Below are 14,350 nucleotides of genomic sequence, written 5' to 3'. Positions count from 1 at the left end.
AAGGGATGGACAGATGTCCGTACCGCAATACCGAAAGGCTGCGGCGGTTGCGCTCGTGGCCGGCCTGGGGCTCAGCCTCACGGCATGCTCCACGAAGAGCGACGACAAGGGCTCGACCGCCGGCGGCAAGGTCACCATCACTGTCGACTGCCAGCCGGTCGGCGCCCAGAAAGAGCTGTTGAAGAACTGGAACGACGACGTCGCCGAGTTCCAGAAGCAGAACCCGGACATCACCATCAAGAGCGTCAGCGTCGGCGAGCAGTGCAACAACCCGCCGGACTTCACCGCCCGCCTCGCCGGCGGCACCGTGACCGACGTCTTCTACGGGTACATGACCGATCTCCAGCAGGTGCTCGACTCCGGTCAGGCGATGGACATCAGCCCCCATGTCAACAAGGACGCGATCGCGACCTGGGACAGCGTCGACCCGGCGCTCAAGGAGGTCTTCACCGACGGCGGCAAGCTCTACGCCGTGCCGGTGAAGAACTACTCGATGGGCCTGGTCTACAACAAGGCCCTGTTCCAGCAGGCCGGGCTGGACGTGAACAACCCGCCCAAGACCTGGGCCGAGGTCCGTACCGCCGCCAAGAAGATCTCCGCGCTCGGCAACGGCATCGCCGGCTACTCGGAGTACAGCGCCGGCAACACCGGCGGCTGGCACTTCACCTCCCTGCTCTACTCGCAGGGCGGCAAGGTGCTGACCGAGGACGGCAAGAAGGCCGACTTCAACAACACCATGGGCAAGCAGGTCCTGCAGAACCTCAAGGACATGCGGTACGGCGACAACAGCATGGGCGCCCGTCAGCTCCTCCAGTGGGGTGACCTGTTGACGAACGCCGGCGCGGGCAAGGTCGGCATGTTCATCGGCGCGCCGGACGCCACCCAGGCGATCGTCAGCCAGTTCCAGGGCAAGTTCCAGGACTGGGCGATGGCTCCGCTGCCCGGCCAGGACGGCGCGGCGAAGGGGACGCTCGGTGGTGGCGAGGGCTACTTCTTCAAGAAGGACCTCACTCCCGAGCAGGTCAAGGCCGGTCTGAAGTGGATCGCGTACCAGAAGCTCACCCCGGGCAAGGGCCAGTTCGACTACGTCCGGGCCAAGCCGCAGAACTACCCGGTGGGTCTGCCCCAGCCGCTGCTCTTCGCCAACGGCAGCGACGCGCAGAAGCAGGAGCTGGAGCTGCGGAAGGCGAACGCGAACGTCGACACGACGAACTTCGCGCTCTTCGAGGCGACCCCGGTCCCGATCAAGGGTGAGCCGCGCAACGCCCAGGCCGTCTACGCGGTGCTCGACGGCGCGATGTCAGGTGTGCTGACCAACCCGAACTCGAACATCGACGCACTGCTCAAGACCGCCGAGGAAAAGGTCAACCAGCTCCTCGCCGCCGAGAGCTGACCGATCGTGTGGGGGTCGGGACGCCGACCCGACCCCCACGCCACTCGCACCGCATCTCGACGTCACCGACTCACCCAGGAGTTGCCTTGGCGATCACCACCGTCCCGGAGACCCCCAGGAAACCGGGCCGCCCGCCGTCGCCGTACTCGGCCAGGCCGCAGCGCACGAGTCTCGGCCGCAAGGTACGGGACAACCTCAGCGGTCACGCGTTCCTGATCGGGGCGGTGCTCTGCTTCGTCGTCTTCTCCTGGTACCCGATGATCCGCGGGATCGTCATGAGCTTCCAGCGGACCCGGCGCGGCGAGACCACCTGGGTGGGCTGGGACAACTACTCCCGCATCATCGCCGACCCCAGCTTCTGGACGGCCTGGCAGAACACCTTCTACTTCACCGTCCTGGCGCTGGCCCTCGGGTACGTGGTGCCGTTCTTCGTGGCGATCCTGCTCAACGAGTTCCGCCACGCCAAGGGGTACCTGCGGATCCTGGTCTACCTGCCGGTGATGCTGCCGCCGGCCTCGGCGCTCTTCCTCTTCAAGTTCTACGCGTACGACCCCAGCGAGGCCGGGCTCTTCAACGCGATCCTCAAGGCGCTGCACCTGCCCACCTCGCAGTGGATGCAGTCGCCGGAGATGACGATGCCGGCGATGGTGGTCGCGTCGACCTGGATGAACATGGGCGGCGCGGTGCTGATCTACCTGGCGTCGTTGCAGAACATTCCCGGGGAGCTGTACGAGGCGGCCGAGCTGGACGGCGCCGGAATCTGGAAGCGAATCGTCCACGTCACGATCCCGCAGACCCGGCTGATCCTCGCGCTCCTGGCGATGTTGCAGATCGTCGCCACCATGCAGCTCTTCATCGAGCCACTGATCCTCGCCAACGGTGCGGGCGCGGAGGACTCGGCGACCTCGGTGGCGTACCTCATCTACCAGCACGGGTTCTTCCAGAACGACCTCAACGGCGCCGCCGCCCTGGGCGTGATCATGCTCGTGGTGCTGGCCGGCTTCTCCGCCGTGTACGTGCGGCTGACCGCGAAACAGGACTAGGACGGCGAGGAATGGCACAGGATTCCGGAACCCGGACCCTCATCTCCCAATCCCAGCTCAGCCGGGGGCGCGGCCGGGTCATCTACTGGACGCTGCTGGTAGTGGTCGTGGCGGGGTTCACGCTCGTCTTCCTCGGACCGCTCTACTGGATGGTCACCGGCGCGCTCAAGTCCGGCCAGGAGATCGCCCAGACCCCACCGTCGCTGTGGCCGAGGGACCCGCAGCCGCAGAACTACGTCGACGCGTGGAACAACCTGGCCCTCGCCAAGCTGCTGTTCAACACCTTCTACTACGCGATCGGCGCGGTGCTGTTCCAACTGGTCTTCGACACCGCCGCCGCGTACTCGCTGTCCAAGCTTCGACCGATCTTCGGCAACGTGATCCTCGCCCTGATGCTGGGGACCCTGATGATCCCGGCCATGGTCCTCATCGTCCCGCAGTACGTGACGGTGATCGACCTGCCGATCGTGCACATCAACCTGCTGGACTCACCGTTCGCGATCTGGTTGCCCCTGGTCGCGAACGCGTTCAACATCTTCCTGCTGAAGCGGTTCTTCGACTCGATCCCCGAGGAGCTGATGGCGGCGGCTCTGATGGACGGGGCGTCGTCGCTGCGCACGCTGTGGTCGATCATCCTGCCGCTGTCGCGTCCCATCCTCGGCGTCGTCTCGATCTTCGCCGTGACGGCGGTCTGGAAGGACTTCCTCTGGCCGAAGCTGGTCATGCCGTCGCCCGAGACCCGGACGGTCAGCGTCGGCATCTACGCCTTTGCCGGTGGCACGCCGATGAACGTGGTGATCGCCGCGTCGGTCATCGCCGCGATCCCGACTGTCATCATCTTCTTGATCTTCCAGCGGAACATCATGTCCGGTCTGACCACGGGCAGCATCAAGGGATAGCGACCACCGGTCCTCCCGCGCGGCGAACAACGACCGTTCGCCCGACACATAACCAGGTCCGGCGAACCCGCCGACGTACTGACGCAGAAAGCAGGTGCTCGTGTCCACAGCTGACAGAAGTCCGTGGTGGCGTGGAGCCGTGATCTACCAGGTGTATCCCCGGAGCTTCGCCGACGGCAACGGCGACGGCATCGGCGACATCGCCGGCATCCGGTCCCGGCTGAACCACCTGTCCGCGCTCGGCGTCGACGCGATCTGGTTCAGCCCCTGGTACCCGTCCCCGATGGCGGACGCCGGCTACGACGTCTCCGACTACCGCGACATCGACCCGGTCTTCGGCACCCTGGCCGAGGTGGAGGCGCTGATCGCGGAGGCGCACGCGCTGGGCATCCGGACCATCGTCGACGTGGTGCCCAACCACTGCTCCGACGCGCACCCCTGGTTCCAGGCAGCGCTCGCCGGCGGCCCCGGAGCGCCCGAACGGGACCTGTTCTGGTTCCGACCCGGCCGGGGGCCGAACGGCGACGAGCGACCCACCGACTGGGTCGGCGAGTTCGGCGGCGAGACCTGGACCCGCACCACAAACCCGGACGGCACCCCCGGCGACTGGTACCTGCACCTGTTCGCCCCCCAGCAGCCGGACTTCAACTGGGACCACCCCCGGGTGCGGGAGGAGTTCGAGGACATCCTGCGGTTCTGGTTCGACAGGGGCGTGGACGGCATCCGGATCGACTCGGCCGGGCTCCTGGTCAAGGACGGGACACTGCCCGAGGTCCGCGAGGACCAGCCGCACCCGTTCCACGACCTCGACGGCGTGCACGACATCTACCGGGGCTGGCGTCGCGTCGCCGACGAGTACGCCGACCGGGCGCTGATCGGTGAGGTGTGGCTACCGGACCGGCAGCGGTTCGCCAACTACCTGCGCCCGGACGAGCTGCACGCCGCGTTCAACTTCGACTTCCTCGGCTGCGCCTGGGACGCCGCGGCCCTGCGGGAGAGCATCGACGGGACGCTGAGCGCGCACGCGCCGGTCAACGCGCCGGCCACCTGGGTGCTCTCGAACCACGACGTCACCCGGCACGTCACCCGCTACGGTCGCGCGGACACCCGGTTCAGCTTCGCCGCCAAACGCGAGGGGACCCCCACCGACCTGGAGCTGGGCACCCGCCGGGCCCGCGCCGCAGCGCTGCTCTCGCTGTCGCTGCCCGGCGCCGCCTACGTCTACCAGGGCGAGGAGCTGGGCCTCTACGAGGTCGAGGACATCCCGTACGCGCTGCGGCAGGACCCGATGTGGGAGCGGTCCGGTCGGATCGACCCCGGTCGGGACGGCTGCCGCGTGCCGCTCCCCTGGGGCGGGGACGAGCCGCCGTTCGAGTTCAGCCCCGAGGGCGCCGCGGCGCCGTGGCTGCCGCAGCCGGCCGACTGGAAGGACCGGACAGCCAGCGCGCAGACCGGCGACTCGGCCTCGATGCTGGAGCTGTACCGAGCGGCGATCCAGGCCCGAAAGGCCGACCCGGCGCTCGGTGACGGCGAGCTGACCTGGTTGCCCGCCCCGGACGGGGTGCTGGCGTTCCACCGCGGCGGTGGCTTCACCTGCCTTGTCAACCTGTCCGCCGCGCCGGTCCCGATGCCAGCTCGGGGGGAGTTGCTGCTGGCCAGCGGGCCGCTCGACGACGGGTTACTGCCGTCCGACACAGCGGTCTGGCTGCGTACCGCCGAGTCCACCGACGGGCCGCGCGGGGCGGACGGCCCGGCCTGACCTGACTCTGCTCGCCGTGGTGCCGGCGGCCCGTCCCGGTCGCCGGCACCACGCCACCAAGAAGGGAGAACCGAGGGGGGACGCGCGACACCGCACCGACACGGGGGGATCTGGCCTGCCTGACGAAAGGGAGAGCGCAGCTCATGGCCAACCACACCACCGGCACCCCGCACCACCTTCGACACCCGGCCCGCGCACTGTTGGCCGCCATCGCCGCCACAGTGCTCGCCGCCACCTCGGTCACCGTCCTCGCGGTCACCGGCACCGCTACCCCGGCCTCGGCGGCGGGGTTGTCCCCCTTCGACATCCCCAACCGGGGCGCCACAGTTCCGTTCGTCGAGCAGGAGGCGGAGGAGACCGCCCACAACGGCACGAAGATCGGCCCGGACCGGCGGTACGGCACGCTGCCGTCCGAGGCGTCCGGTCGGGAGGCGGTCACCCTCGACGCCGTCGGCGAGTACGTCGAGTTCACCCTCACCGCCCCGGCCAACGCTGTCACCTTCCGGTACAGCCTGCCGGACAGCCCGGCCGGCACCGGCCGGGACGCCGCCATCGACCTGCGGGCCAACGGGTCGCTGCTGAAGTCGGTAGCGGTCACGTCGAGGTACGGCTGGTACTACGGCGGATACCCGTTCAACAACAACCCGGGTGACACCAACCCGCACCACTTCTACGACGAGACCCGGGCCATGTTCGGCAGCACCCAGCCGGCCGGCACGAAGATCCGTTTCCAGGTCTCCTCGACCGCGCAGTCGCCCACGTTCACCATCGACCTGGCCGACTTCGAGCTGGTCGCCCCGGCGATCACCAAGCCTTCCGGTGTGCTCGACGTGGTCACCGACTTCGGCGCCGACCCGAGCGGCGCTACCGACTCGACGGCGAAGTTCCAGGCGGCTGTCGACGCCGGCAAGGCCCAGGGCCGGGCGGTCTGGATCCCGACCGGCACCTTCACCCTCTGGGATCACGTGGTGGTCGACGGGGTGACACTGCGCGGCGCGGGCCCCTGGTACTCGGTACTCGGCGGCCGTCACCCCACCGAGCGGAACAGGTCCGTCGGCATCTACGGCAAGTACGTCCCCGGTGGCGGCTACACCGGCCCGGTCCGCGCACACGAGGCGAACGGGCCGAGCCGCAACGTCACGCTGCGGGACTTCGCCATCATCGGCGACATCCGCGAGCGGATCGACGACGACCAGGTCAACGCCCTGGGCGGGGCGATGACCAACTCGGTGGTGGACAACCTCTGGCTGGAGAACACCAAGGTCGGGGCGTGGATGGACGGCCCGATGGACAACTTCACCATCCGCAACAGCCGGATCCTGGACCAGACCGCTGACGGGGTGAACTTCCACACCGGCGTGACCAACTCGACGGTGACGAACACGTTCGTCCGCAACACCGGCGACGACGCGTTGGCGATGTGGGCGCAGAGCGTGCCGAACGTCAACAACTCCTTCACCCGCAACACCATCGGGGTGACCCTGCTGGCGAACCACCTGGTCAGCTACGGCGGTCGGGACATCAAGATCACCGACAACGTGACGGCCGACTCGCTGACCAACGGCGGTGGCATCCACGTCGCGAACCGCTACCCCGGCGTGCAGGGCGCCACCGGCGTCCAGGGCACCTGGACGATCGCCCGCAACACGTTGATCCGTAACGGCAACTCGGACTACAACTGGAACTTCGGTGTCGGGGCGATCTGGTTCTCCGCGCTCAACGAGGCGTTCCAGAACCCCACCATCAACATCACCGACACCGACATCCTGGACAGCTCGTACGCGGCGCTGCACTGGATCGAGGGCCAGACCAACGGGATCAACCTCAACAACGTACGGATCGACGGCGCCGGCACGTACGCGCTCCAGGTGCAGGCGAACAGCCAGGTGTCGTTCACCAACGTGCGGGCCACCAACATCGCGCAGAGCAACCCGATGCACAACTGCGTGGGTGCCGGCTTCCAGATCACCCAGGGCTCCGGCAACTCCGGCTGGTACACCCCGACCCCGTACTGCGGCCCGTGGCCGAACCCCCAGTGGGGTGGCGGACCGACCTCGCCACCGCCGACCACCCCGCCGCCGACCACCCCGCCCCCGACCACCCCGCCGCCGACCACTCCGCCTCCCACCAGTGGAAACCTCGCCCTGAACCGGCCGGCGACAGCGACCAGCACCAACCAGAGCTACACGGCCGCCAACGTGGTCGACGGCAACGCGTCGACGTACTGGGAGAGCGCCAACAACGCCTTCCCCCAGTCGGTCACCATCGACCTGGGCGCGTCCCGGTCGGTCGACCGGGTGGCGCTCAAGCTGCCCAGCGGTTGGGAACAACGCACCCAGACCCTGTCGGTCCTCGGCTCCACCGACGGCTCGTCGTACACCACACTGGCGTCGTCCGCCGGTCGGGTCTTCGCCCCCGGCGCGGGCAACACCGTGTCGATCGGGCTGCCCTCCGGTGACCGCCGCTACGTCCGGGTCACCGTCACCGGTAACTCCGGCTGGCCGGCCGCGCAACTCTCCGAGGTCGAGGTGTACGGCGGCACCCAGACCACCCCGCCCCCGACCACCCCGCCCCCGACCACGCCGCCCCCGACCACGCCGCCCCCGACCACGCCGCCGCCCAGCGGCAACCTGGCGGCCGGACGGTCGATCACCGAGACCAGCCACTCCGACGTGTACGCCGCCCCCAACGCGGTGGACGGCAACGCGAACACCTACTGGGAGAGCGCCAACAACGCGTTCCCGCAGTCGTTGACAGTGGACCTGGGCGCCGACCGCTCGGTGTCCCGGGTCGTGCTGAAGCTCCCACCCTCATCGGCCTGGCAGACGCGCACGCAGACGCTGGCGGTGCTCGGCTCCACGAACGGCTCGACGTTCAGCACGCTGAAGGCGTCCGCCGGCTACAGCTTCAACCCCGCCAGCGGCAACACGGTCACCGTGACCTTCACGGCGACCACCCAGCGTTACCTGCGGCTGACCGTCACCGGTAACAGCGGCTGGCCAGCCGGCCAGCTCAGCGAGTTCGAGATCTACTCCAGCTAGGTCGGGAGCCCCCGCCCGGACCGGGCGGGGGCACCCGGTCCGGGCGCCCCGGCGCAACGCCGCGCCAGCCGCCCGACCCCGTCCCCAACCCGCACCGTCCCCCACCTGTCGCGGAACGACGGGCGTACCCCTGCACCCGTCACCGGGCAACGCACCCACACCCACCCCCGAAAGAGGTGTAGCGACCCCATGTCCAGGACCGGCACCAGACGAGGCACGCCGCCAACCGGCGCGCCCACCACCGTCCCCCGTACCGCCCGCACGGGCCGCCGTCGGATGCTCGCCGGCGCGCTCGCCGGGATGCTCCTCGCCACCGCCCCGGTCGTCACCCCCATGGCGAGCGCGGCACCGGCGGCCGACCCGTCAGCGGCCGCCGCCCGCGTGGCAATGCTCGCCGGGCTCTCCGCCACCATGACCGCCAGCAGCTACAACCAGAACTACGTGGCGGGCAACGCCAACGACGGCAACGCGTCGACCTACTGGGAGAGCGCCAACAACGCGTTCCCGCAGTGGATCCAGGCGGACCTCGGCGCCACCGTCAGCGTCGACCGGGTGGTGCTCAAGCTGCCGCCCGCGTCGGACTGGCAGACCCGTACGCAGACGCTGTCGGTGTTGGGTTCGACGAACGGCTCGTCCTTCACCACCCTGAAGGCGTCCGCCGGCTACACCTTCAACCCGAGCAGCGGCAACACGGCGACCGTCAGCTTCACCGCCGCCAGCACCCGTTACGTACGCGTGCAGGTCACCGGCAACACCGGTTGGCCGGCCGCCCAGCTGTCCGAGGTCGAGGTGTACGGCGCCACCGGCAGCAACGACACCCAGGCACCCAGCGTGCCGGGCAACCTGGCCTACACCCAGCCGGCCAGCGGACAGATCCGGCTCGCCTGGTCGGCGTCCACCGACAACGTCGGGGTGACCGGCTACGACGTCTACGCCAACGGCGCGCTGCGTGGCAGCGTCAGCGGCTCGACCCTCACGTACACCGACAGCCAGCCGACCACTGCCACGGTGTCGTACTACGTGCGGGCCAAGGACGCGGCCGGCAACCAGTCGGCCAACAGCAACACGGTGACCCGGACCGGCACCGGCAACCCGCCGACCGGTTCCAACCTGGCGATCGGCAAGCCGATCACCGCCTCCGGGTTCGTGCACACGTTCGTGGCCACAAACGCCAACGACAACAACGTGGCCACCTACTGGGAGGGCAACGGCAACCCGAGCACGCTGACAGTGCAGCTCGGCGCGAACGCCAGCCTCAGCCAGGTCGTCGTGAAGCTCAACCCGGACTCGGCGTGGGGCGCGCGTACCCAGAACATCACAGTGCTGGGCCGCGACCAGGGCTCGTCGAGCTTCACCACCCTGGTCGGCGCGGCGAACTACGCCTTCAACCCGGGCAGCGGCAACACGGTGACCATCCCGGTCTCCGGCGCGGCGGCCGACGTACGGCTCTCGATCGCCTCGAACACCGGTGCTCCGGCCGGTCAGGTGGCCGAGTTCCAGGTCTTCGGCACCCCCGCGCCGAACCCGGACCTGACCGTTACCGGCATGTCGTTCAGCCCGTCCGCACCGGTGGAGACCAGCACCATCACGCTCTCCGCTACGGTGCGTAACGCGGGCTCGGCGGCCTCCGGCGCGACCAACGTCAACTTCTACCTGGGCTCCACCCGGGTGGGCACGGCCTCGGTCGGCGGTCTCGCGGCCGGCGCCTCGACCACCGTCAGCGCCAGCATCGGCACCCGGGACTCGGGCAGCTACCCGCTCAGCGCCAAGGTCGACGAGTCGAACACAGTCGTCGAGCAGGACGACACCAACAACAGCTACACCAACCCCAGCCCGTTGGTCGTCGCCGCGGTCGCCAGCTCCGACCTGGTCGCCTCGGCGGTCGCCTGGTCGCCGGGCAACCCGTCGGCGGGCAACACGGTGACCTTCTCCGTGTCCATCCGCAACGCCGGTAACCAGGCGTCCGCCTCCGGTGCGCACGGCATCACCCTGACCGTGCTCAACGAGTCCGGCACCGTGGTCCGTACCCTGACCGGCTCGCACTCCGGCGTGATCAACGCCGGAGCCACTGTCGGCCCGATCAACCTGGGCACCTGGACCGCCGCGAACGGCAAGTACACCGTCCGGGTGGTGCTCGCCGTGGACGGCAACGAGCTGCCGGTGAAGCAGGCCAACAACACCAGTGACCGGCCGCTCTTCGTCGGTCGCGGCGCCAACATGCCGTACGACATGTACGAGGCCGAGGACGGTGCGATCGGCGGCGGCGCCAGCGTCGTCGGACCGAACCGGGAGATCGGCGACCTGGCCGGTGAGGCGTCCGGTCGGCGGGCGGTGACCCTGAACTCGACCGGCAGCTACGTCGAGTTCACCACCCGGGCCAGCACCAACACGCTGGTCACCCGCTTCTCCATCCCGGACGCACCGGGCGGCGGTGGGATCAACTCGACGCTGAACGTCTACGTCAACGGCACGTTCCACAAGGCCATCGACCTGACGTCCCGGTACGCCTGGCTCTACGGCAACGAGGCCAGCCCGGGCAACTCGCCGAGCGCGGGCGGACCCCGGCACATCTACGACGAAGCCAACGTCATGCTCAACTCCACAGTCCCGGCCGGCAGCAAGATCCGCCTCCAGAAGGACCCGGCCAACACCACCACGTACGCCATCGACTTCATCAACACGGAGCAGGTGGCGCCGATCGCCAACCCGGACCCGGCCCGCTACACCACGCCGACCGGCTTCACCCACCAGGACGTGCAGAACGCCCTGGACCGGGTGCGGATGGACACCACCGGCAACCTGGTCGGCGTGTACCTGCCGGCCGGTAACTACTCCACCTCGTCGAAGTTCCAGGTGTACGGCAAGGCCGTCCAGGTGACCGGCGCCGGCCCCTGGTACACCCGGTTCAACGCTCCGTCGGGCCAGGACAACACCGACATCGGCTTCCGGGCGGAGAACTCGGCGGCGAACTCGTCCTTCAAGAACTTCGCCTACTTCGGCAACTACACCTCGCGGATCGACGGTCCGGGCAAGGTGTTCGACTTCGCCAACGTGTCGAACATCGTGATCGACAACATTTGGAACGAGCACATGGTGTGCCTCTACTGGGGCGCGAACACCGACTACATGACGATCAAGAACTCCCGGATCCGGAACATGTTCGCCGACGGCATCAACATGACCAACGGCAGCACCAACAACCTGGTCAGCAACAACGACGCCCGGGCCACCGGCGACGACAGCTTCGCGCTGTTCTCGGCGATCGACGCGGGCGGCGCCGACATGAAGGACAACATCTACGAGAACCTGACCTCGACCCTGACCTGGCGGGCCGCCGGTGTCGCCGTCTACGGCGGTTACGGCAACACGTTCCGCAACATCTACATCGCGGACACCCTGGTCTACTCGGGCATCACCATCAGCTCGCTCGACTTCGGCTACCCGATGAACGGCTTCGGTGCCAACCCGCCGACCCGGTTCGAGAACATCTCGATCGTGCGGGCCGGCGGGCACTTCTGGGGCGGGCAGACCTTCCCGGCGATCTGGGTCTTCTCCGCCTCGAAGGTGTTCCAGGGCATCCGGGTCAGCGATGTCGACATCATCGATCCGACCTACAGCGGCATCATGTTCCAGACCAACTACGTCGGCGGGCAGCCGCAGAACCCGATCACCGACACGGTCTTCACCAACGTCTCGATCAGCGGCGCTCGGAAGAGCGGGGACGCCTACGACGCGAAGTCCGGCTTCGCCATCTGGGCGAACCCGATGCCGGAGGCCGGGCAGGGGCCGGCCGTCGGGTCGGTCACCTTCAACAACCTCCGGTTGAGCAACAACGCGGTGGACATCCAGAACCCCACGACAACCTTCACCATCAACCGCAACTGAGCTCGGGCCTGTTTCATAAGGGCGGTCGAGCCGGGCCCGCCGCAGGCCGGCCAGTTCTCATGAAACAGGCCTAACCGGTAGCCGACGCCGCCGGGGGGTGTACCCCTCCCGGCGGCGTCGCGCCGTGTCGGCCCTCGCCCGCGGCGAACCGGGCCGCGCCGGCCGCCGCGTCCGTCGTCAGTGAGTCCATCCCGTACGCCAACTCGGTCGCCAGCGCCTCCGGCTCGGGCCGCCCCGCGCCGGCCAGCAGAGCCGCCCGGTCGTTGCGCAGGCAGGTCTGCGGATGCCGGGCGATCGCCGCCGCCAACTCCTCGGCCGCGGCCCGCGCCTGGCCGGGCGGCACCAACCGATTGACCAACCCCATCGTGTACGCCTCGTCGGCCGGCACCGGGCGGCCGGTGAGGATCAGGTCCATGGCCCGACTCTCGCCGATCAACCGGGGCAGCCGGACGGTGCCCCCATCGATCAGCGGCACTCCCCAGCGGCGGCAGAACACCCCGAGCGTCGCGTCGGACTCGGCGACCCGCAGGTCACACCAGAGCGCCAGTTCGAGCCCGCCCGCCACCGCGTACCCGGAGATCGCCGCGATCACCGGTTTGCTGAGCGTCATCCGGGTCGGACCCATCGGACCGTCCCCCTCCGGCTCGACCCGGTTGCCGCTCGGTGTGCCGATCGCCTTGAGGTCGGCGCCGGCGCAGAACGTTCCACCGGCGCCCCAGAGCACCGCCACCGCCGCGTCCGGGTCGGCGTCAAAGGCCCGAAACGCGTCAGCCAGCGCCCGAGCGGTAGGACCGTCCACGGCGTTTCGCGCGTCCGCCCGATCCAGCACGACGGTGGTGACCGCCCCGACCCGCTCCACCCGCACACCCATCCCGCCAGCATGCCGGCCCGCCCCCACCCCCACAATCCCGTCGATCTTGCAGTTCCTGTTGCCGTTTCGCGGCTTGTGCCCCGGATTATGTGAGCAGAAACTGCAAGATCGGCGGTGTGGGTGGTGCGACAGGTTTGTCGCCGCCGACCGGTTTGCGACGGCGATCGCCGGGAAGTCGGTACTCGTGCGAGCACTTTTGACGAAAGTTGAGCAGGACTCCCGGCTGGACCGCGCGGGTGACCGGTTGCAGAAGGTCGTCCTGGGAACGCTGCGTCCGCGCCGGCTGCGCGACCTGCTGCACGGGGTGACCCTCGGGCATCCGCTGCATCCGGCGATGGTGCAGGTGCCGGTCGGCGCGTGGATCAGCGCCGCGGTGCTGGACCTCATGCCCGGGCAGCGCCGGCCCGCCACCGTGCTGGTCGGTCTGGGCACCGTCAGCGCGCTGCCGGCGGCGGTCGCCGGTCTGAACGACTGGGCGGCACTCGCCCGGGACCAGCGCCGGGTCGGCCTGGTGCACGCCGCCGCCAACACCGTCGGCATGACGCTCTACGCAGGCTCGTTGGCCGCCCGGCTGTCCGGCCGCCACGGAATGGGTCGTGCCCTCGGCTTCCTCGGGCTCTCCACTGTGAGCCTTGGCGCGTACATCGGGGGTCACCTGGCGTACAAGCAGGGGGCGCAGGTCAACCAGAGCGTCTCCGAACTGCACCGGATGACCGATGGCTGGCACTCGCTGGCCGACATGGCGACGCTGCCGCAACGCACCCTGATCACCCGAGAGGTGGACGACGACATCTCGGTGATCCTCTACCGGCACGGCGACGAGGTGACCGTGATGTTGGAGCGCTGCCCGCACCAGAGCGGGCCGCTCGGCGAGGGTGAGGTGCAGGAGATCGACGGCCACGCCTGCGTGGTCTGCCCGTGGCACGGCAGCGCCTTCCGGCTCAACGGCGGTGAGGTCGTGCAGGGACCGTCCGGCAACGACCAGCAGATCCTGCCCACCCGGATCCAGGACGGCGTGCTCCAGACCCGCCTGCCCTGACTGGCCTGCCTGGACCGCCTGCCTGACTGCCTGCCTTGACCGCCTGCGCTGACTGCCTGCTTTGACCGTCTGCGCTGGCCGCCCTGCGCTGGCCGCCCTGCCCTTACCCAGGTGCCTCCGGCGTTGGGTATGTCGCCCCGCGCCGGTGCTCCTCGCCGCGCGGCAGTAACGCCTACGACGCATATGCCTGTGAGTCATCTCTATGACTCACAGGCATATCGCTCTCGGAGACATTGCCCCGGCCACTCCCGCCAGGCGGCGGGCCTCGACCGTCGCGGGCGCGACCGGCGCGACCTGGAGACACCAACTCCGGCATCGGTGATCAGCCGGATCGCCGGTCGGGTGTGCGGGTGGTCAGCCAGGTCGTCGATCGGGTGTGCGGTGGTCAGCCAGGTCGTGGGCCCGGTATGCGATGGCCGA

8 protein-coding genes are annotated in these 14,350 nt (G+C 69.1%); 7 read left to right on the top strand and 1 reads right to left on the bottom strand.

The features are described from left to right. The first annotated feature begins 13 nt into the window (after window positions 1-13). From OG992_RS19930 to OG992_RS19905, 6 genes are all read left to right on the top strand, one after another. A complete protein-coding gene (locus tag OG992_RS19930; RefSeq protein ID WP_238685322.1) occupies window positions 14-1,393 on the top strand; it encodes an ABC transporter substrate-binding protein in 1,380 nt (459 codons plus the stop codon). Between the two features lie 86 nt (window positions 1,394-1,479). Then, window positions 1,480-2,436: a carbohydrate ABC transporter permease gene (locus OG992_RS19925; RefSeq protein WP_266304016.1), complete on the top strand. Its 957-nt coding sequence runs from the start codon at window positions 1,480-1,482 to the stop codon at window positions 2,434-2,436. Window positions 2,437-2,447: 11 nt separating this feature from the next. Beyond that, complete coding sequence (locus OG992_RS19920) at window positions 2,448-3,335, top strand: carbohydrate ABC transporter permease (RefSeq protein WP_238685324.1); 888 nt, start codon at window positions 2,448-2,450, stop codon at window positions 3,333-3,335. A 139-nt stretch (window positions 3,336-3,474) separates the two neighbouring features. Further along, window positions 3,475-5,094 (top strand): glycoside hydrolase family 13 protein, encoded by a 1,620-nt coding sequence (locus tag OG992_RS19915; RefSeq protein WP_266304015.1) that lies wholly within the window; start codon window positions 3,475-3,477, stop codon window positions 5,092-5,094. Window positions 5,095-5,237: 143 nt separating this feature from the next. Next, entirely contained in the window at window positions 5,238-8,135 is a 2,898-nt protein-coding gene (locus tag OG992_RS19910) for a discoidin domain-containing protein (RefSeq protein ID WP_266304014.1), read from the top strand. Between the two features lie 189 nt (window positions 8,136-8,324). Continuing rightward, window positions 8,325-12,020, top strand: a complete 3,696-nt coding sequence (locus tag OG992_RS19905; RefSeq protein WP_266304013.1) for a discoidin domain-containing protein — start codon at window positions 8,325-8,327, stop codon at window positions 12,018-12,020. 70 nt (window positions 12,021-12,090) lie between these two features. On the opposite strand, the gene OG992_RS19900 is transcribed toward OG992_RS19905, so the two are convergent. Then, a complete protein-coding gene (locus tag OG992_RS19900; protein ID WP_266304012.1) occupies window positions 12,091-12,891 on the bottom strand; it encodes a crotonase/enoyl-CoA hydratase family protein in 801 nt (266 codons plus the stop codon). Window positions 12,892-13,075: 184 nt separating this feature from the next. Between OG992_RS19900 and OG992_RS19895 the strand changes: the two genes are divergently transcribed. After that, window positions 13,076-13,930, top strand: a complete 855-nt coding sequence (locus OG992_RS19895; RefSeq protein ID WP_238678720.1) for a Rieske 2Fe-2S domain-containing protein — start codon at window positions 13,076-13,078, stop codon at window positions 13,928-13,930. The last annotated feature ends 420 nt before the right edge of the window (window positions 13,931-14,350 follow it).

Origin of the sequence: Micromonospora sp. NBC_00362 (assembly GCF_026342155.1) — a bacterium.
Classification (GTDB): Bacteria; Actinomycetota; Actinomycetes; order Mycobacteriales; family Micromonosporaceae; genus Micromonospora; species Micromonospora hortensis.
This window is presented reverse-complemented; position numbering and strand designations above follow the sequence as displayed.